Raw genomic sequence first — 19,781 nt, forward strand, 5'->3', positions numbered from 1 at the left:
GTGTCGGCCCTGTCACGCGGAGCGGAAGGTGATCGGTACTTTCAGGCTTTCTTCGGTGCTGGCACCGCACATTTCATCCTGAACCGAGGTATGCACGACGTTGAACGACAACTTGGGAAAGGCATGAAGCACTTCACGCGCATGCTCGACCGAGCGCAGATGCAATATCTCGCCATGCGCATCGCGTAATGGATGCCCCGCGCCATGCATCCGTGCTTCCAGCACGTAAAACACACCTTCCATCGAGATCAGGTTCAGCTCATCGACCTTTCCGGCGACGGCATACGCATTCAGCTCTTGCAGGTTCATGAGCGCACCTCAGGCAGTTGGCGAGCCAGGACTTCTACATGGATATGCCTCGACGGGCCAAAGTACAAGCCACAGACGACACCACCCGTCTGTTTCACCCCGCCTCCTGTAGGAGCGAGGCTTGCCCGCGAAGAGGCCGTGTCAGTCGACATAAGTGTTGTCTGTTACGCCGCCTTCGCGGGCAAGTCGGATCGCCGCACCGCTCGCTCCTACAAGGGCGGTGCAGATCAGTGCTTGGTCAGCTTGTCCAGATAGCCCATGGCAAATGCCGACACAACGAACGTCATGTGAATGACCACGTACCACTTCAAATGCTCGGGATCGACGTTCTTGGCGTCCATGAAGATCCGTAGCAGGTGGATCGACGAAATCGCCACGATGGAAGCTGCGACCTTCATCTTCAACGAAGACGAATCCATGGTACCCAGCCAGTTGAGCTTTTCCTTGCTGTCGTCGATATCCAGCTGAGAAACGAAGTTCTCGTAGCCAGAGATCATCACCATCACCAGCAAGCCGCCCACCAGCGCCATGTCGATCAGCGACAGCAGTACCAGAATCAGGTCCGACTCGGCCATCGAGAACACGTTAGGAATGACGTGGAAGACTTCCTGGAAGAATTTCAGTGCCAACGCCAGCAAGCCCAGTGACAAACCGAAATAGATCGGCGCCAGTAACCAGCGGGAGGCGTACATTGCATTTTCGATAAAGCGTTCCATTGAATCTCACACAAGGGGCTGGAAATGGCGGCGAGTATAACAGCCACCTGTTACACCCAGAAACCGCCGGAAAATCCGCAACCTGCGTGTGTGTGACAAAGTTTTTCTGCTAGTGTCCAGATCATTGAACGGTCAGCGACGTCGGACAGGAAGACTGGAAATGGATGTGCGATTGCCTATAACGAGTGCCGGACTTTGCCTCACGTTGCTGCTGGGGGGGTGTTCACCCAGCGATGAGAAACGTCAGGTCAGCCTCGAAGAAAAGATCGCACAGTTCGAACAATCCCTGGAGACGATCGAGGATCCCAAACTCAAGGATGCCGTGGCCGAACTCGGCGGCTCACTCCTGTTGCTCGAACGCGCGCAACTCAGGCTCGACACCAAACCAGTGGTCACCGAATACGGCGAAGATGCTCTCGCCGTGCTCAAGCACTATCCCACGCCCCAGGCGCTGGTCGACACCTACATCAACGGTCTGTTCGTGCTGCACAAGGAGTCCAGCTCGGATTACCTGACCGATCTGCAGCCGGTATTCCCTTTCAACTTCAACATTCCGGGCGCGTTCCCTTTTCCTCATAGCCTGGAATGGCAATCGGTGACCCTGAGCAACAAGCGCGTCATCCCCTTCCAGCCGGAATGGTCGGAAACCGATCCCGGCATTCAGCTGAGCCCGTCGAGCTCCAACCTGACCAACCCCGATGATTTGACGGTGACCTACCCCTTCATCGAAGGCCTGGATGTGGATAAGAAGAACCAACCACAACCGGTGAGCCTGCAAGGCAAGGTGGAAGTCATCGCCCCACGCCGGCTCTACAGTTTCGACCTGACGAAAAAGGACGTCGGCCAGACTCGCACCAACGACAATCTCAGTGTCACCTTATTGAAACTGGGCGATAACTACGCCGAAATCGAATTCAGTAACAGCGCGCCGCTGGCCCCCGAGATACGTGACACATCACTCAACCCACTGATCGTTCAGGCCCGGGACGCCACCGGACAATTCCTCTCGCGCTCGGGTGCGATCAACGAAACCGCCGCACAAATTGAGTTTTATCAAAAACAACTGGCGCAAATACAACAGCAGAAGGCCTGGAGCGAAGCGTTCGAAAAACAGCTCGATGACGAGCAGCGTGCGTTTGAAAAGCAACAATCCCGGCATTACACCAAGGTCTACTTCAACGGGCCGATCGACACCGTCGAAGTCAGCCTGCTGGACTTCTCGACGGTCACGGTGACCCACAAGGACCTGAACCTGCCGATACGCCGCTTCGACCCGCACACCACGGAAAAAACCATCCAGCCACTGACCTTGCCGGTGGTGGTGTATGACGACCAGGCCGCGACCTGGCTCAAGGGCGCAACGCTGGGCGAGGAACAACTGAAAAAAAGTATCAGCATCAGTCAGTCGGTGGATGACCCGAGTGCCGCGCGCATCGAATTCGATCACCCCAGAAGCTTCAATGACGAGCTGCTCGGCACCTCTTTCAATCCCGGCGAAAGCCCGGTGACGTTCTTTACCCAAGACCGCAACGGCCAGCGCGATGGGCCGATCGAGCTGCCGCCAGAGGCGTATCAGGTCGATCCGGTACGCGGCGACATCACCTATGATCTGAACCTGTTTCCAGAAACCCCGGCCTACGCCGTGGGCTCCATGCCGCAGTACCTGGCGACTGTCGACCAGCAAACGTACGACACCCGCCAATTGCCCAAAGGCCTTGAGCTCATAGGGAATGCGTTGGTGGTGGATTTGAAACTGTTTCCAGCCCAGGACTGGCGTTTTTTCGCCAAGGACGACAGTGGCAACTATTTGAAGGAGATTCTTTCGGTCAGTCACGACGCCAGCGCGCAAGGCCCGGCGTTATTCGCGGTGCATTATTTCTATGGCCAGCCCATACGTCTGGAAACTTACCAGCGAACCAACCTCACCACCGTGCAATATGGGTTCGAGGTCAAACTCGACAAGGCTGAGCCAGGCAACCTTGATCAATAGTCTGTTCAGTGCTCGGGCCGAAACTCGGGACCGCTGAGGTTGCGGTAACGACCACCATTGATCTCTCGCAACTGGGCTTGCAAATGCAGACACCAGATTTGCGGGTCGTCGGCCAGCTCGTAGCCATGCAAAGTCAGGCTTTCAACAATAGTGTCGAGGATCGATTCAGCCACGACAGGCCCACGGAATGGGCCTTGGGCCTTGATGGCGGAAGGCTGCTCGCCGGCCATTCCGGCGGCGAAGAGCAAGGTCCACATGCCCGTATCTCCCGCCAGCGGGCGGATAGCACATTCGATACGAGTCACAAGACCCAGGCATTGACGGGTGAGGCAGAGGTTGCGCGACATGGCGGCGACCCTCGGTAGATCCGGTCTTCAGCCTCCACGGGAAGGCTGTCTCGATCCAGTGATTACTGTCGATATCCTTGAGCAGATAATAGAAGAAAAGTCTGGCTCGCACGCGAACCGAGACCAGAAGGTGCCGAGTGGTCACTGTGTGAATATTGACGCCATAATTGTGGCGATGGGGCTTGCCCCCGTTGGGCCGCGAAGCGGCCCCGAAAGCGGCTGAAGCGGTTTATCAGAAAGACCGTATCAATCGATTTTACGACTGCTTCGCAGCCGAACGGGGGCAAGCCCCCTCGCCACAGGAAGCTTGCTACTTTTGGCGGACAACTCAGGCCGGTTTGATTTCCAGCATTGCTTCCTGCGCCAACTCCTTTTCGGCTTCCTTGAGGTCTTCCTCGCTGATCATTTCCGCAATCACCCGCAAGCGTTCCACAACCCGCGCGTTGATGCTGCCTTCAGGGAATGCGCCATTTTCATCCGGTGCACCGGCCGGCTCGCCGACCAACAGGCTCAAGGCCTCGTCGGCCTGGCGCACTGCGTAGACATGGAACTGCCCCGCCCGCACCGCCGCCAATACCTTCTCGTCGAGCATCAGCGTAGCAACGTTGGCCTGAGGAATAATCGCACCTTGCTCCCCCGTCAAACCACGGGCTTCGCAGAGTCGGAAGAAACCTTCGATCTTCTCGTTGACCCCACCCACCGCCTGCACTTCACCGAACTGATTGATCGAGCCGGTAATCGCGAAGCACTGCTTGAGCGGGGTTTTCGACAAGGCCGAGATCAGCGTGCACGCTTCGCCAAGAGACGCGCTGTCACCGTCGACATAACCATAGGACTGCTCCAGGGCGATACTCGCGGAAATCGCCAGCGGGAATTCCTGGGCATAACGACTGCCCAGATACCCGGTGAGGATCATCACGCCTTTGGAGTGAATCGGCTGGCCGAGGTTGACCTCGCGCTCGATGTCGACGATGCCGCTGCCGCCCGGATAAACCGTGGCGGAAATCCGCGCCGGCACCCCGAAGGCCGAATCGCCGACTTCCAGCACCGTCAACCCGTTGCACTTGCCGACCGCCGCGCCATCGGTGTCGATAAGGATGATCCCGGCCAGCATGTCATCGAGAATCCGCGCCGAGACACGCCCGGTACGGGTGGCCTTGGCCTTGAGCGCACGCTCGATGTGCCCGGCATCGGTCATGTCGTCACCCGCCAGGTCGCGAATGAAATCCGCCTCGCTGACCAGTTGGAACAAATCGCCGATCCGCGCCGACAAACGGCCCTGATGTTCTGCCAGACGCGCGCTGTAAGTCGCCAGGCGCGCCACCGCATCGGCGGTCAGCGGCGCCATGCCTTCCTCGGACGTACGGGTTTTGAGCAACTGGGCGAATTGCTCCAGGCTCTCGTCGACCATCGGGATATCTTCGTCGAAATCCACCAGGACGCGGAACATCTCCTGGAAGTCCGGATCGAGGTCTTGCAGCGTGTAGTAGAGCTGTCGGGCGCCGATGATGACGACTTTGACCTGCAACGGAATGTGTTGCGGTGTCAGCGTCACGGTGGCCAGACGGCCCAATTCACCCAGCGGTGACTCCATTTTCAGCTTGCGCGATTGCAGGGCGCGCTTGAGCGCATCCCAGACAAAAGGTTCGCTGAGCATTTTTTCCGCTTCGAGAATCAGGAAACCGCCGTTGGCCCGGTGCAGCGCACCCGGTCGCAGCTGCCGATAGGTGGTGTAGAGCGCGCCTTGATCGGTGCTGTATTCAATGCGGCCGAACAGGTTGTCGTAGGTCGGGTGCGGCTCGAACACCACGGGCGCGCCGCCGCTGAACGGATGACCGACCACCAGGCTCGGGGCGTATTGCTCTTCGAGCAATTTGCGGGCGATGGCGTCGGTCTTGCTGTCGTCCACCAGTTGCTCGACCACCGTCTTGAGCAGGTACACCTGCATCGCTTGCAGGTAACCGCAAACGCCGGCGTTTTCCGCGTATTTTTCCGACAGCGGCGCGAGCAATGGCTGCAAGGCCAGGGTGATGGTTTCTTCGTTGAGCTGACGCAGTTGATTGCTCGACTCGCGCTTCCATTGCGGAAGGCTGGCGAGCTCTTCGTTCAATCGCTCTTCCAGCCCGGAAATGTCCTCGTGAAAGCGTTCGCGCTCGGCTTCCGGCAACTGGGCGAACTCAGCCTCATCCAGTGCCTTGCCTTCGCTCATCGGGGTGAAGGCGATGTTGCTGCTGTCACGGTAGAGCGCGACCTCTTTCTCCAGCGCCAGACGCTCGATCACATCCAGTGCACGGTCATAACGCTGGTTGAAAGCGCGGTCGATGGCGCTTTTCTTCTGCTGATAGGACGGGTGCTCGAACACCGCCGGAAAGGTCGCCAGCAGGTTGTCGATCAAGCCGTTGATGTCGCCGATGAAGGCTCCGGCGGTGCCCGACGGCAATTCCAACGCACGAGGCTCGCGCGGCTCATCGAAATTATTGACGTAAACCCAGTCCGCCGGGGTCTGCAGGCGTTTGCCTTCGGCCTTGAGGTAGCGTTTGACGAACGAAAACCGGCCGGTGCCGGGCTCGCCCATGACGAATACGTTGTAACCGGGGCGTGGCATGGCCACACCGAACTGCAAGGCTTCGACCGCGCGTTCCTGGCCAAGCACACCGCGGAAGGGCTCCAGATCATTGGTGGTAGAGAAGCTGAACTGTTCAGCGGAAAACGGACGGGTCAGCGCTTCAGGCGCTAGACGCAAGCTGGCAGCAACAGGATCAGGCATCGGGCTTCCTTACATCAGGCGGGGCAGATAGCGGCATTCTGGCGCTGCCCGTACCTCACTGGCAAGGCGCGCCTCAAGCCAAAGTCTAGACAAAGCGTCAGCCCCGGGCCGAGCGGCTCAAAATCAGTGTTTTCAAGGAATGTTTCGCAAAAGATTACGGAACCCCCGGAACCTGCCTAAACTCCAAGCTGCGCGGCTGGATGATAACCGGCCCACTGGCACCATTAGGGGCCAGCACCCTTGTCCATTGGTATGCACACAAAGAGAACATAGCTATGAAACGGATTCTTCTCGGTACTCTCTTCACCGCTGTATCCATCAACGCCATGGCTCAGGCGCCAGGCGGTCCGGACTGCGGTTGGGGCAACATGCTGTTCGAAGGTCAGCGTGGCACCCCGGCACACTTCCTGGCATCCACCACCAACGGCACTTCCGGTAACGCAACGTTCGGTATGACCTCCGGCACCAACGGTTGCTCGACCAACGCGTCGCTGACCTATGGCGGCAAATCCTGGATCGCCATGAACGGCATGATGAACGAGCTGTCCGAAGACATGGCCAAAGGTCAGGGCGAAGCGCTGACCACTTACGCCGTGGTACTGGGCGTGGCGCCGGAAGACCGTGCGCATTTCGCCGCTGTGACTCATCAGCACTTCCAGCAAATCTTCAGCAAAGCTGACGTGACCGCTGATGACGTGCATACCAACACCCTGGCCGTGCTGAAAAGCGATCCTCGTCTGGCCAAGTACGCTACTCAAGCTTAATCTCGACCGGCCCGCTCCTTTCGGGGAGCGGGTTTTGTTTTTTGGACCTGGCCCTTTTGGCCTGCCCCATTGGGTCTTTGTTTCTTTCGACTTAAGTTGCTCACTATGCTCAAACGCCTTGCCTGGCTGGCGCTCTGTGTCTGCGCCCCGCTGTCCGCCGCGCCACACATCGACAATCAACGTTTGCAGCAACTGGCCAACGACCCCTTCTGGATTTCCCTGGGTCATTACGAAACCGCCAAGCTCGGTGGCTGGCGCAGCTATGTCAGCGACAAGAAATTCTTTCTCGCCCCCGATGGCAATGAACACCCCGACCGCGAACTGGCGGCGACCGTGCAGGCACTGTATGCCCCGGCCAGTGCCGGCGAGCAGCATGCCCAATGCGTCTATCCGGCCCGCACCCGCTGGCTCAAGGCGCAACTTGCGCTGAGCGATCTGCCGACACTGGACTGTGCGCAGTTCAAGCAATGGTTCAAGGATGTTTCGCCCCACAGCGCGGTGATGATTTTCCCGGCGGCCTACCTGAACAGCCCATCGTCGATGTTTGGCCACACCTTGCTACGCATCGATCAGGCCAATGTGCAGAGCGACAAGACGTCGCTGCTCAGTTACGCGATCAACTTCGGCGCCTACATCGAAGGTTCGGACAACAGCATTCTTTACGCCTGGAAAGGCTTGATGGGCGGTTATCCCGGGCTGTTCGCGCTGGTGCCGTATCAGGAAAAACTCTCGGAATACCGCAGCCTCGAGAACCGCGACCTGTGGGAATACCGCCTGAACCTGACCCAACAGGAAACCGAGCGCATGGTCGAACACGTCTGGGAACTCAAGCAGATCCAGTTCGACTATTTCTTCTTCGACGAAAACTGCTCCTACCGCCTGCTTGAGCTGTTGCAAGTGGCGCGGCCGAGCCTGCATTTGACCGAGCAATTCCCGTTGACGGCCATCCCCACCGACACGGTCAAAGCGGTGAAAGAAGCCGGACTGGTGGAATCGATCGAGTATCGCCCGTCCCGTGAGCGCGAACTGCTGAGCCGCGCCGAGCCATTAACCGTTGAAGAGCAGGAATGGGTACTGAAAGTCAGCGCCGATCAGCAGCAATTGCAGACTCCGGCGTTCAAGGCTCTACCTCGCGACCGTCAGGCGTTGATCATCGATGCGGCGTATCGTCTGGAGCGTTATCGCGCCAACGGTCAGGAGCGCGACCCGCAACGGGCTCAACGCAGTTTCGAATTGCTGCGCGCAATCAATCAAAACCCGCCCCCGGAGCTGGAAATTCCGCAACCCGGCTTGCCCGAGGACGGTCACGAATCCCGCACCTGGCAGGCCGGCATCGGCACCCGAGGCGACAAAGCCTTCGGCGAATATGGCCTGCGCATGGCCTATCACGACCTCAATGACAACATGGAAAGCTTCCCTCTCGGTGCGCAGATCGAAATTCTGCAAATGAAGCTGCGCCAATACGAAGGCAATGACTGGCAGTTGCAGCAACTGGATCTGGCGACCATCCGCTCGCTGACACCTCGCAATGAATTGTTGCAGCCGCTGTCATGGCAAGTGACCGGCGGCCTGGAGCGCGTACCAGGCAAGCATGACGACGAAACCCTGGTCAGCCATGTCAATGGCGGTGGCGGCGGGACCTGGCAACTGGGTGACGACATGCTCGGTTTTGCCTTGGGCACCGTGCGTGTTGAGCATAACAACGACTTCGCGGGCTTCATCGCTCCGGCGGCAGGCTTTAACAGCGGCCTGCTGTGGAAAAACCCGCTGGGCAATTTCAGCCTGGAGGCCAAGGGTGATTACTTCACCAATGGCGAGGTGCGCCGGAATGTGAGCCTGAATCAGCAGTGGGAATTGTCGCGCAATCTTGGGGTGCGCCTGAGCGCCCAGCGCGAATTCAGCCACCTGGCTTCGCCCGAAAACGAAGTGATGCTTGAGGTGAAGTGGTATCACTATTGATCTGCCCCCTGTGGGAGCGAGCCTGCTCGCGATGAGGCCATCACATTCACATCCATGCTGCCTGTTCCACCGCCATCGCGAGCAGGCTCGCTCCCACAAGGGATCTGCACTACCCCACAGATTAATCACAAGCCTTTCACATACACCCGACAAATCCGCTTCTAAACTTCCCTTAGAGACCGTTGAACGGCTCGGGAGTCCGAGATGTGGCGTTGCGTGGGTGTGTTGGGGTTATTGGTAGTGATCACGGGGTGCCAATCGACCCACGAGGATCTGATCGCCAAGGGTTATCCGCCGGCGTTCGCCGATGGCTTCGATGACGGTTGCAGCAGTGGCCGGCAAGCCGCCGGGGCAATCACCGGTGAGTTTCGCAAAAATGTCCCGCGTTACCTCAAGGACAAGCAATACGCCGAAGGCTGGACCGATGGCTTCCGTCAGTGCCAGGCCATGCGTGAAAACGAGGATCGTAACGAGTACAAGGACCGCCATTGGGACGAGCGCGAACGGGCCTGGCAACAAGAGAAAGACAGGGACGCCGCGCGAGCCTATCGCTCGCAATAAGTCGTTTACAGACATTCGTCGAAACTTAAAGCCTGCGACCATGGCCCAAACCCTATAACGGGAGGAACAGCATGAGTCGCGCCTTCGTCAATGAAGATAACACCGCCGCGCAAGCCGATCAGCCAGTCGAACGGCAGGTCAGCGCGCAGCCCAATTACGTCACGCCAGTGGGCCTGGCGCAGCTTCAGGCGAAAGTCGACGAGCTGCAAAAACTGCTTGATGAGGAAAGCGCCAAAGGTGAGCTGGCTGATAAGCAGCGCCAGGCCGACCTCGATCGCGACTGGCGCTACTTCAAGCAGCGCCTGCAAAGCGCCCAGGTGGTCGCACAAGCCTCCTCGACCGACAAAGTGCAGATCGGCAACTGGGTGACCTTTGCCGACGAACACGATCATGAGCAGCGCGTGCAGTTGGTCGGAGAAGACCAGGCAGATGCCGCTCATGGCTTGATCAATTGGAGTTCGCCGCTGGGGCGGGCGTTGCTTGGGGCGCAGGTGGGTGATGAAGTGTTGTGGAAGCGACCGGCGGGGGATTTGGTGATTGAGGTGTTGGCCATAGAGATTGGGTGAATTCGATGACGCCTTCGCGGGCAAGCCTCGCTCCTACAGGTCGTGCAATTCTTCTGTAGGAGCGAGGCTTGCCCGCGAAGGACGCGACTCGGTCTTGCTGAATACCCATAAAAAACGGAGCCCCGAAGGCTCCGTTTCTTCTATGCGACCAACCTGAAATCAGGCCAGTTTCTTGTGCCGTACGCGGTGCGGCTGGGAAGCCGCTTCGCCGAGGCGTTTCTTGCGATCGGCTTCGTACTCGGTGTAGTTGCCTTCGAAGAACACCGCTTGCGAGTCGTCTTCGTACGCCAGGATATGAGTCGCGACGCGGTCAAGGAACCACCGATCGTGAGAGATCACAATGGCGGCGCCCGGGAAGTCCAGCAAGGCTTCTTCCAGGGAACGCAGGGTTTCAACGTCGAGGTCGTTGGACGGTTCGTCGAGCAGCAGGACGTTGCCGCCCTCTTTCAAGGTCAGGGCCAGGTGCAAGCGGCCACGCTCACCACCGGACAGGTCCTTGACGAACTTCTGCTGATCGCCGCCCTTGAAGTTGAAGCGACCAACGTAGGTGCGCGACGGGATTTCGTAGTTGCCGATGCGAATCTGATCGGAACCATCGGAGATCTGCTGGAACACAGTCTTGCTGCCATCCAGGTCTTCACGGCTCTGATCGACGCACGCCAGTTGCACGGTTTCGCCGACTTCGATGGAGCCCGAATCCGGTGTTTCCTTGCCCATCAGCATACGGAACAGGGTCGACTTACCGGCACCGTTACCGCCGATCACGCCAACGATGGCGCCCTTAGGCATGGAGAACGACAGGTTGTCGATCAGCACGCGATCGCCGTAGCCCTTGCTGACGTTCTTGAACTCGATGACCTTGTCGCCCAGGCGCGGACCGGCCGGGATGTAGATCTCGTTGGTTTCGCTGCGCTTCTGGAATTCCTGCGATTGCATTTCTTCGAAGCGTTGCAGACGAGCCTTGGATTTGGACTGGCGGGCCTTGGCGCCCTTGCGCACCCACTCCAGCTCTTCCTTCATGGCCTTTTCGTGAGCCGACTGCTGCTTGGATTCGGCCGCCAGACGATCGGACTTGGCTTCGAGCCAACCCGAATAGTTGCCCTCGTACGGGATACCGGCGCCGCGGTCGAGCTCGAGGATCCAGCCGGCGACGTTGTCCAGGAAGTAACGGTCGTGCGTGATCGCAACCACGGTGCCCGGGAAATCGTGCAGGAAGTGCTCCAGCCAGGCTACGGAATCGGCGTCCAGGTGGTTGGTCGGCTCGTCGAGCAGCAGCATGTCAGGTGCGGACAGCAGCAGACGGCACAGGGCCACACGACGCTTTTCACCGCCGGACAGGAATTCGACCTTGGCATCCCACGCCGGCAGACGCAGCGCATCTGCGGCGACTTCCAGTTGGCGATCCAGGTTGTGACCGTCGCTGGCTTGCAGGATGGCTTCAAGCTTGGCCTGTTCTGCCGCCAGTTTGTCGAAGTCTGCATCCGGTTCAGCGTAGGCCGCGTAAACCTCGTCCAGACGCGCCTGAGCGTCCTTGATCACGCTGACCGCTTCCTCGACCACTTCACGAACGGTCTTGGTCGGGTCCAGGATCGGTTCTTGTGGCAGGTAGCCAATGTTCAGGTCCGGCATCGGACGGGCTTCACCGTCGAACTCTTTATCGACGCCCGCCATGATTTTCAGCAGCGTGGACTTACCCGAACCGTTGAGACCGAGTACGCCGATCTTGGCGCCAGGGAAGAACGACAGCGAAATGTTTTTCAGGATTTCCCGCTTCGGCGGAACAACTTTGCCCAGCCGATGCATGGTGAAGACGTATTGAGCCATGGAGAACCTTGGGTCAGTGACTGATGAATGATTGGAGCGCAGGCGATGCCCGGCCAGGCCAGGCGCGTCGTTCGTTTGATGGGTATCAAGGCGTGCGCGCTGAAAAACCTGATTCTAGGAGCTGGAACGCTCCCGCGTAACCGGCAAAGCTACCTTATTGATAGGAGGCAGTCCAGCCGAGCAGGGGCTGGCACTTCGCCACAACTCAAGGCATGCTAGCCGCCCTTCGGGCGTCCGGCTTATAGTGCACGTCGCGCCAGTCCAGCCAAACCGCAGGATTACAGTTTGTCCAAGGTCACTCCGCCATCGTCCGTGAGCGCACTCAATCCTGCGACCGGCTCGCCCCTGCGCGGAACCTTGAAGGGCGCGCTGGCAACCCTCGTGCTATTGCTGCTCGCACTGCTGTTCTGGCAGCTGCTGGATCAGCTTCGCGAAACCCAGAAAAACCAGCGCCAGTACACCATCGACTACTCCGCCGATCTGGCTTCGCAAGTCAGCCTCAACATGGCACTCAATGCCCAGATCGCCCTTAACCTGCTACCGATCATCGAACAACCACAAAGCCCCGACGAACAGCAGGCGTTGCTGCGCAAACTGCAGCAATCGCTGCCCGACCTGCGCAGCCTGGCACTGCTCAGTCCCTCCGGAAAAATCCTCAGCGACAGTGCCGCCGACAGCCCGGACGCCCATTACCTGAGCGAACTGGTTCAACGCAGCCGCGCCCAGGCCCACTATTTCAGCAATGCCGACGACGGTTCGGTGGTGCACCTGCTCCTGCATCAGGCCAGCGGCAGCAGCCGCGGCTATTGGGTTCTGCGCCTGACGCCAACGTTTTTCTCCTCGTTGACCAAACAGGGCGACGTCGGCATCCGCCCCCAGTGGCTGGTGGAAAACCGCATCAATCATCAAATCATCAGCCGCGATGACGCCCAGCCCTCGGCCAAACCGGCCGTGCTGACAGCCGACGAACTGGCCAACAGCGTGCTGACAATCCCCTTGAGCAGCAGCGATTGGCAACTGCGCGGGCTGTTCGACCGGCAACGGGTGATCGAACAACTGCTGCCGGCGTTCATCGGCAAATGCCTGCTGGGTCTGGCCCTCTCCTTGTTGCCGTTCATCGCTCTGCTGAACATTCGTCGCCGTCAACGCCAACTGCATGAAGGCCGTCGGCGTTATCAGGACATTTTCGAAGGCACCGGCGTTGCGCTGTGCGTGCTCGACCTGTCCGGGCTCAAAAGTATCTTCGACAGGGCTCAACTCAACAGCAGCGAGCAGTTGAAGGCCTGGCTCCAGACACCGGAGCAACGCCAGCAACTGCTGCAGGAACTGCGCATCACCGAGGTCAATCAGGTCGCCCTGCAATTGCTTAACGTCAATTCCTGCGATCAAGCCTGGAAATTGCTGATCGACGGCTGCCCATTGGACTGCACGGCCATCGGCAATCAAGTGCTCGAAGCGGTGCTCCAGCAGCAGAAACAGCTTGAACTGGAAATAAAACTCCAGGACGCCAATGGCCGCGACCAGCATTTGTGGCTGGTGCTGCGTCTGCCGGAGGATCAGGCCGACTACAAAGCGGTGATCCTGAGCATCAGCGACATCACCAGTCGCAAGCTCATCGAATTGTCGCTGCTGGAGCGTGAAGGGTTCTGGTCGGACGTGGTGCGTACCGTGCCGGATCATCTGTATGTGCAGGATGTGGTCAGCCAGCGGATGATCTTCAGCAACCATCACCTGGGGCAAACGCTGGGTTACAACCGCACCGAACTGCACCAGATGGGCGAGTATTTCTGGGAAATCCTGTTGCACCCCGAGGATGCCGACTACTACCACCGATCACGCCAGTCCCAACGTCACGCGGGTTACACCCAACTGATGCAATGCCAGCTGCGCTTCCGCCATCGCGATGGCAAATGGCGGCGTTTCGACATTCGCGAACAGGCCTTGGCGCGGGACAAACATGATCAGGTCACGCGCATCATTGGCGTGGCCAAGGACATCACCGAGCAGATCGAGGCCAGCGAGTCCCTGCGCGACAGCGAGCAGCGTTACCGGATGCTCGCCGAAAGCATCAGCGACGTGATTTTTTCCACCGACAGCAAGATGTCGCTCAATTACGTCAGCCCCTCGGTGCAAGCCGTACTGGGCTTCGACGCCGACTGGATATTCCAGAACGGCTGGCAATCGACCATCGCCAACCCGCAACAACTGACCGGCATCTACAGTCTCATGGACCGGGTCAGCAAAGCGCTGGATAAGCCCGAGCAACTGGCGTTGCTGCGCAGTCAGGTGCAGACCCAGCTGTTTCTGTTCGACTGCCTGCGGGCCGACGGACGCAAGATTCCCATCGAGTTGCGCCTGGTGCTGGTCTGGGACGAACACGGTGCCTTCGAAGGTGTGCTCGGGGTCGGTCGCGACATCAGTCAGCAACGCCGGGCCGAGAAAGACTTGCGCATGGCGGCCACGGTATTCGAGCACTCGACCTCGGCGATTCTGATCACTGACCCTGCCGGCTACATCGTTCAGGCCAACGAGGCTTTCAGTCGCGTCAGCGGCTATGCAGTGGCCCAGGTCCTCGACCAGTTGCCGAACATGCTCACTGTCGATGAACAGCAGGAAGCCCATCTGCGCTATGTGCTCAAGCAATTGCATCAGCACAGAACCTGGGAAGGCGAAGTCTGGCTCAAGCGGCGCAACGGCGAGCATTACCCTGCGTGGGTCGGGATTACGGCGGTACTCGACGATGAAGGCGATCTGGCCAGCTACGTGTGTTTCTTCAGCGACATCAGCGAACGCAAGGCCAGTGAGCAGCGGATTCACCGCCTCGCCTATTACGACGCCCTGACTCACCTGCCCAACCGCACGCTGTTCCAGGATCGCCTGCACACCGCGCTGCAATCGGCTGAACGGCAGAAGTCCTGGGTGGTGCTGATGTTCCTCGACCTGGACCGTTTCAAGCCGATCAACGACTCCCTGGGCCACGCCGCCGGCGACCGTATGCTCAAGGAAATGGCCACGCGCCTGCTTGGTTGCGTCGACGATGACGACACCGTGGCACGCATGGGGGGTGATGAGTTCACTTTGCTGCTGCAACCGCGGGTCAACCGGGAGATCGCGCTGAACCGGGCGATTCACGTGGCCGAACAGATCCTCGCCAGCCTGGTGAAACCGTTCGTGCTGGAAGGCCGCGAGTTTTTTGTCACTGCCAGTATCGGCATCGCCCTGAGCCCTCAGGACGGCAGCGAACTCAGTCAGCTGATGAAGAACGCCGACACGGCGATGTACCACGCCAAGGAGCGCGGCAAAAACAACTTCCAGTTCTATCAGGCCGACATGAATGCCAGCGCCCTGGAGCGTCTGGAACTGGAAAGCGACTTGCGTCATGCCCTGGAACAAAACGAATTCGTGCTGTACTACCAGCCGCAATTCAGCGGTGACGGCAAGCGTCTGACCGGCGCCGAAGCCCTGCTGCGCTGGCGCCACCCACGACGCGGTCTGGTGCCGCCGGGGGATTTCATTCCGGTGCTCGAGGAGCTCGGGTTGGTGGTGGATGTCGGCGACTGGGTGATCAGCGAAGCCTGCCGTCAGCTCAAGACCTGGCATCAGGCCAAGGTGCGGGTGCCGAAGGTCTCGGTGAACATATCGGCCCGGCAGTTCTCCGACGGGCAGCTCGGCACCCGGATCGCGACCATTCTCAAGGAAACCGGCCTGCCGCCGGCGTGCCTGGAGCTGGAGTTGACTGAAAGTATCCTGATGCGCGAAGTCAGCGAGGCGATGCAGATCCTCGCCGGGTTGAAAAACCTCGGCTTGAGCATCGCGGTCGATGACTTCGGCACCGGCTATTCATCGCTCAACTACCTCAAGCAATTCCCGATCGACGTGCTGAAAATCGACCGCACTTTCGTCGATGGCCTGCCCTCGGGGGAACAGGACGCACAAATTGCCCGGGCGATCATCGCCATGGCCCACAGCCTCAATCTGGCGGTGATCGCCGAAGGCGTGGAAACCCACGAGCAACTCGACTTCCTGCGTGAGCATGGTTGCGATGAGGTTCAGGGGTATCTGTTTGGGCGGCCGATGCCGGCGAGTCGGTTCGAGGCGCAGTTCAGCAATGATGCGTTGTTCATGTTTGACTGAGATTCAGCGGCGCCTGTCATGACGCCTTCGCGGGCAAGCCTCGCTCCTACAGGCGGTGCTATCCGTAGGAGCGAGGCTTGCCCGCGAAGAGGCCCGCACAAACACCGCAAATCCTGCGCATGAACACCACTTGTCTGCGACATGATGTCCTTTCATATGCCATCTAAAACCCATTGGGTTAGAATGCCCCCCTTTTCTGCCCCGATCCTTGAGGACCGCCATGTTCAGCCGTGATTTGACTATTGCCAAGTACGACGCCGACCTTTTTGCCGCCATGGAGCAAGAAGCTCAGCGCCAGGAAGAACACATTGAGCTGATCGCTTCGGAAAACTACACCAGCCCTGCGGTGATGGAAGCTCAAGGCTCGGTACTGACCAACAAGTACGCCGAAGGTTATCCGGGCAAGCGCTACTACGGTGGTTGCGAGTTCGTCGACGTGGTTGAGCAACTGGCCATCGACCGCGCCAAAGAACTGTTCGGCGCCGATTACGCCAACGTTCAGCCACACGCCGGTTCGCAAGCCAACAGCGCCGTTTACCTGGCCCTGCTGCAAGCGGGCGACACCATTCTGGGCATGAGCCTGGCCCACGGCGGTCACCTGACCCACGGTGCCAGCGTTTCGTCTTCGGGCAAGCTGTACAACGCTGTTCAGTACGGCATCGATGCCAACGGCCTGATCGACTACGACGAAGTCGAGCGCCTGGCGGTTGAGCACAAGCCAAAAATGATCGTGGCCGGTTTCTCTGCCTACTCGCAGATCCTCGATTTCCCGCGTTTCCGCGAAATCGCTGACAAAGTCGGTGCCTACCTGTTTGTCGACATGGCTCACGTGGCCGGTCTGGTCGCCGCTGGCGTCTACCCGAACCCGGTTCCATTCGCTGACGTCGTGACCACCACCACGCACAAGACCCTGCGCGGTCCACGTGGCGGCCTGATCCTGGCTCGCGCCAACGCCGATATCGAGAAGAAGCTCAACTCCGCGGTATTCCCGGGCGCCCAGGGTGGCCCGCTGGAGCACGTGATCGCTGCCAAGGCGATCTGCTTCAAGGAAGCGCTGCAGCCTGAGTTCAAGGCCTACCAGCAACAAGTGGTGAAAAACGCCCAGGCCATGGCCGGCGTATTCATCGAGCGCGGTTTCGACGTGGTGTCGGGCGGTACTCAGAACCACCTGTTCCTGCTGTCGCTGATCAAGCAGGAAATCTCCGGTAAAGACGCCGACGCCGCACTGGGCAAAGCGTTCATCACCGTGAACAAGAACTCGGTACCGAACGATCCACGCTCCCCGTTCGTCACCTCCGGTCTGCGTTTCGGTACTCCGGCTGTGACCACTCGCGGCTTCAAGGAAGCAGAGTGCAAAGAGCTGGCCGGCTGGATCTGCGACATCCTGGCTGACCTGAACAACGAAGCGGTGATCGACGCCGTTCGTGAGAAGGTCAAGGCCATCTGCAAAAAGCTGCCGGTATACGGCGCTTAATTGCCCCGCTAAACCTAACGAAAAAACCGGTCAGTGATGACCGGTTTTTTTTCGTCCGCAATTTTTTCAAACAGCGAAAAGGCTCAAGGTCGAGGCATTGCACCCAACTGGTAAGACCGGTCATGCCAATTATTCAAAATTTGCTTGCGATCACCCAAAAACAGCGCCTAGACTGCGCCTGCACTGGACATACCGGTAAGACCACAATAATTAAGTCCTGAATCTGATGCGCGAAGCGCACGGCAGCCAGGACACCGACCAGGATTCCTCCCATGCTCAGATGGTGCTCGCGTTCAATCTTCCTCCAAGTGGTTCTCGGACTGGTGCTCGGCATCGTCTGTGGGCTGACCCTTCCCGAATATTCCGCCCAACTCAAACCCCTCGGCGACGGTTTCATCAAACTGATCAAGATGCTTATTGGTCTGATCGTGTTCTGCGTGGTGGTCAGCGGCATCAGCGGTGCCGGCGACCTGAAGAAGGTCGGACGCATCGGCCTCAAATCGGTGATCTACTTCGAAATCCTGACCACCATCGCCCTGGTGATTGGTCTGGTGTTCGCTTTCACCACCGGCATCGGTAGCGGTGCGAACATTCATCTGGACCAGCTCTCCGCCGCCGACATGGGCGACATCGCCCAGCGCGGTCAGCACATGCAAACCACCTCCCAGTTCCTGATGAACCTGATCCCGACCTCGGTAATCGGCGCCTTCGCGGAGAACAACATTCTGCAAGTCCTGCTGTTTTCGGTGCTGTTCGGCAGTGCGTTGAACCTGGTGGGCGAAGCAGCGTCGGGTATTTCCCGGCTGATTAATGAGTTGAGCCACGTGATCTTCCGCATCATGGGCATGATCGTGCGTCTGGCGCCAATCGGCGTGTTCGGCGCCATCGCCTTCACCACCAGCAAATATGGCCTGGATTCGTTGCAACACTTGGGCAGCCTGGTCGGCCTTTTCTACATGACCTGCGTGGCGTTTGTGACATTGATTCTCGGCCTGGTGATGCGCCTTTCGGGCCTGAAGATGTGGCCGTTGCTCAAGTACCTGCGTGAAGAACTGCTGATCGTCATGGGCACCGCTTCTTCCGACGCCGTACTGCCACAAATCATGCGCAAGCTTGAGCATCTGGGCATCGGCAGCTCCACGGTCGGGCTGGTGATTCCTACCGGTTACTCGTTCAACCTGGACGGTTTCTCAATCTACCTGACCCTCGCGATCGTGTTCATCGCCAATGCCACCGGCACGCCGCTGGCGATGACCGATCTGCTGACAATTCTGCTGGTGTCGCTGATCACCTCCAAAGGTGCCCACGGGATTCCCGGCTCGGCGCTGGTGATTCTCGCCGCAACCCTGACTGCAATCCCTGCGATTCCGGTAGTGGGCCTGGTGCTGGTGCTGGCGGTGGACTGGTTCATGGGCATCGGCCGGGCGTTGACCAACCTGATCGGCAACTGCGTCGCCACCGTGGCCATTGCCCGCTGGGAAAAGGACATTGATATCCAACGGGCGAACAAGGTGCTTTCCGGTCAGGTGGGTTATACCTTCCAGCCCAGGAAACCGGTCGCCCCGGCACATCAGCAGGAATTCTGAATAATCGCCGTGCCTGCCTGCGGGCAGGCACGGTCATCAATCGTTATGGATGCTTATGGAACAGACAGTGATCACCACATCAACCGTCGTAAATTCAGTCGTAGAAAAACTTCGGGCCGCGCTGGCCCGCGGTCAGTGGCGCTCCGGCGAAATGCTGCCGGGCCAGCGTGAACTGGCCGAACAACTGGGCATCAGCCGCCCGAGCCTGCGCGAAGCGGTCATCGTGCTGGAAACCCTTGGTCTGGTGCGCTCCATGCCAGGCAAAGGCGTGGTGGTGCTGGAAGCCAATCTCAGCGACAGCCAAAGCCACGACAGCGCGGTCGCCGGGGCCAGCCTGGAAGATGTGCTGCAGCTGCGCTACACCCTCGAACCGTTCATTGTTGGCCTGGTGGCGCAGTCGATCAGCAGCAAGGAAGTCGGGCAACTACGCCTGACCCTGATGGACATGCGCGAAGCGCTGGAAGCCAACGACAGCGAAGCCGGGGTGAACGCCTACATCGCGTTCCACGAAGAACTGTTCACGCTGACCTCGAACCCGATCTTCCAGAGTGTGGTGCAACAGACCAGCAATGCCCTCAAGCAAAGCGCCGACGTGCTGCGCAATTCGCCTGAGCATCTGGCTGAACGCCTTGAAGAAAACGAAGCCGTGGTGCGTGCCATACGCAGCAAGAACAGCGCCCAGGCCAGCGCCGAGATGCGCCGGCACATCCTTCGGGAAGGCCAACGGATGGGCATCGAATTGAACATCCCGGACGACCACCTGGGCAGTTAAACCCTCTTCGAA

The 19,781-nt window shown here is 59.1% G+C and carries 14 protein-coding genes; 9 read left to right on the plus strand and 5 right to left on the minus strand.

Features of this window, described 5'->3' with window-relative positions:
* Positions 1 to 12: 12 nt before the first annotated feature.
* Positions 13 to 309, minus strand: a complete 297-nt coding sequence (locus tag AB7M22_RS22740; RefSeq protein WP_007901853.1) for a DUF6482 family protein — start codon at positions 307 to 309, stop codon at positions 13 to 15.
* A gap of 227 nt (positions 310 to 536) precedes the next feature.
* Positions 537 to 1,025, minus strand: a complete 489-nt coding sequence (locus AB7M22_RS22745; RefSeq protein WP_007901849.1) for a TIGR00645 family protein — start codon at positions 1,023 to 1,025, stop codon at positions 537 to 539.
* A 160-nt stretch (positions 1,026 to 1,185) separates the two neighbouring features.
* Here AB7M22_RS22745 and AB7M22_RS22750 point away from each other — a divergent pair, with 160 nt between their 5' ends.
* The gene (locus tag AB7M22_RS22750; RefSeq protein WP_454187850.1) at positions 1,186 to 3,015 is read left to right on the plus strand and encodes a hypothetical protein; all 1,830 of its coding nucleotides are present in this window, start codon (positions 1,186 to 1,188) and stop codon (positions 3,013 to 3,015) included.
* A 5-nt stretch (positions 3,016 to 3,020) separates the two neighbouring features.
* On the opposite strand, the gene AB7M22_RS22755 is transcribed toward AB7M22_RS22750, so the two are convergent.
* Positions 3,021 to 3,362 (minus strand): PA4575 family protein, encoded by a 342-nt coding sequence (locus tag AB7M22_RS22755; protein ID WP_007901845.1) that lies wholly within the window; start codon positions 3,360 to 3,362, stop codon positions 3,021 to 3,023.
* A gap of 328 nt (positions 3,363 to 3,690) precedes the next feature.
* A complete protein-coding gene (locus tag AB7M22_RS22760; protein WP_454187851.1) occupies positions 3,691 to 6,129 on the minus strand; it encodes a Lon protease family protein in 2,439 nt (812 codons plus the stop codon).
* 275 nt (positions 6,130 to 6,404) lie between these two features.
* On the opposite strand from AB7M22_RS22760, the gene AB7M22_RS22765 reads away from it, so the two are divergent.
* The 4 genes from AB7M22_RS22765 to AB7M22_RS22780 all read left to right on the plus strand — a co-directional run bounded on the left by AB7M22_RS22765 (position 6,405) and on the right by AB7M22_RS22780 (position 9,979).
* Positions 6,405 to 6,893, plus strand: coding sequence for a DUF3015 domain-containing protein (locus AB7M22_RS22765; RefSeq protein WP_007901840.1), 489 nt, complete (start codon positions 6,405 to 6,407; stop codon positions 6,891 to 6,893).
* Between the two features lie 105 nt (positions 6,894 to 6,998).
* Positions 6,999 to 8,852 (plus strand): Lnb N-terminal periplasmic domain-containing protein, encoded by a 1,854-nt coding sequence (locus tag AB7M22_RS22770; protein WP_454187852.1) that lies wholly within the window; start codon positions 6,999 to 7,001, stop codon positions 8,850 to 8,852.
* A 204-nt stretch (positions 8,853 to 9,056) separates the two neighbouring features.
* Entirely contained in the window at positions 9,057 to 9,413 is a 357-nt protein-coding gene (locus tag AB7M22_RS22775; protein ID WP_427626804.1) for a hypothetical protein, read from the plus strand.
* Positions 9,414 to 9,484: 71 nt separating this feature from the next.
* A complete protein-coding gene (locus AB7M22_RS22780) occupies positions 9,485 to 9,979 on the plus strand; it encodes a GreA/GreB family elongation factor (RefSeq protein ID WP_454187853.1) in 495 nt (164 codons plus the stop codon).
* Between the two features lie 159 nt (positions 9,980 to 10,138).
* On the opposite strand, the gene ettA is transcribed toward AB7M22_RS22780, so the two are convergent.
* Positions 10,139 to 11,803: an energy-dependent translational throttle protein EttA gene (ettA, locus tag AB7M22_RS22785; RefSeq protein ID WP_007897178.1), complete on the minus strand. Its 1,665-nt coding sequence runs from the start codon at positions 11,801 to 11,803 to the stop codon at positions 10,139 to 10,141.
* Between the two features lie 285 nt (positions 11,804 to 12,088).
* Here ettA and AB7M22_RS22790 point away from each other — a divergent pair, with 285 nt between their 5' ends.
* The 4 genes from AB7M22_RS22790 (at position 12,089) to AB7M22_RS22805 (ending at position 19,769) form a co-directional block, all read left to right on the plus strand.
* Positions 12,089 to 15,937: a bifunctional diguanylate cyclase/phosphodiesterase gene (locus tag AB7M22_RS22790; protein ID WP_454187854.1), complete on the plus strand. Its 3,849-nt coding sequence runs from the start codon at positions 12,089 to 12,091 to the stop codon at positions 15,935 to 15,937.
* Positions 15,938 to 16,157: 220 nt separating this feature from the next.
* A complete protein-coding gene (gene glyA, locus AB7M22_RS22795; RefSeq protein WP_008008672.1) occupies positions 16,158 to 17,411 on the plus strand; it encodes a serine hydroxymethyltransferase in 1,254 nt (417 codons plus the stop codon).
* Between the two features lie 272 nt (positions 17,412 to 17,683).
* Complete coding sequence (locus AB7M22_RS22800) at positions 17,684 to 18,997, plus strand: C4-dicarboxylate transporter DctA (RefSeq protein WP_454187855.1); 1,314 nt, start codon at positions 17,684 to 17,686, stop codon at positions 18,995 to 18,997.
* A gap of 67 nt (positions 18,998 to 19,064) precedes the next feature.
* Positions 19,065 to 19,769 carry a FadR/GntR family transcriptional regulator gene (locus AB7M22_RS22805; protein WP_454187856.1) on the plus strand — a complete coding sequence of 235 codons (705 nt, stop codon included), beginning with the start codon at positions 19,065 to 19,067 and terminating at the stop codon, positions 19,767 to 19,769.
* The last annotated feature ends 12 nt before the right edge of the window (positions 19,770 to 19,781 follow it).

The organism is Pseudomonas sp. ADAK2 TE3594 (assembly GCF_053628675.1).

Bases quoted from the DNA above. Each gene is read 5' to 3' on its own strand.
- AB7M22_RS22740 (WP_007901853.1), bottom strand. From the start codon at position 309: ATGAACCTGCAAGAGCTGAATGCGTATGCCGTCGCCGGAAAGGTCGAT.
- AB7M22_RS22745 (WP_007901849.1), bottom strand. From the start codon at position 1,025: ATGGAACGCTTTATCGAAAATGCAATGTACGCCTCCCGCTGGTTACTG.
- AB7M22_RS22750 (WP_454187850.1), top strand. From the start codon at position 1,186: ATGGATGTGCGATTGCCTATAACGAGTGCCGGACTTTGCCTCACGTTG.
- AB7M22_RS22755 (WP_007901845.1), bottom strand. From the start codon at position 3,362: ATGTCGCGCAACCTCTGCCTCACCCGTCAATGCCTGGGTCTTGTGACT.
- AB7M22_RS22760 (WP_454187851.1), bottom strand. From the start codon at position 6,129: ATGCCTGATCCTGTTGCTGCCAGCTTGCGTCTAGCGCCTGAAGCGCTG.
- AB7M22_RS22765 (WP_007901840.1), top strand. From the start codon at position 6,405: ATGAAACGGATTCTTCTCGGTACTCTCTTCACCGCTGTATCCATCAAC.
- AB7M22_RS22770 (WP_454187852.1), top strand. From the start codon at position 6,999: ATGCTCAAACGCCTTGCCTGGCTGGCGCTCTGTGTCTGCGCCCCGCTG.
- AB7M22_RS22775 (WP_427626804.1), top strand. From the start codon at position 9,057: ATGTGGCGTTGCGTGGGTGTGTTGGGGTTATTGGTAGTGATCACGGGG.
- AB7M22_RS22780 (WP_454187853.1), top strand. From the start codon at position 9,485: ATGAGTCGCGCCTTCGTCAATGAAGATAACACCGCCGCGCAAGCCGAT.
- ettA (WP_007897178.1), bottom strand. From the start codon at position 11,803: ATGGCTCAATACGTCTTCACCATGCATCGGCTGGGCAAAGTTGTTCCG.
- glyA (WP_008008672.1), top strand. From the start codon at position 16,158: ATGTTCAGCCGTGATTTGACTATTGCCAAGTACGACGCCGACCTTTTT.
- AB7M22_RS22800 (WP_454187855.1), top strand. From the start codon at position 17,684: ATGCTCAGATGGTGCTCGCGTTCAATCTTCCTCCAAGTGGTTCTCGGA.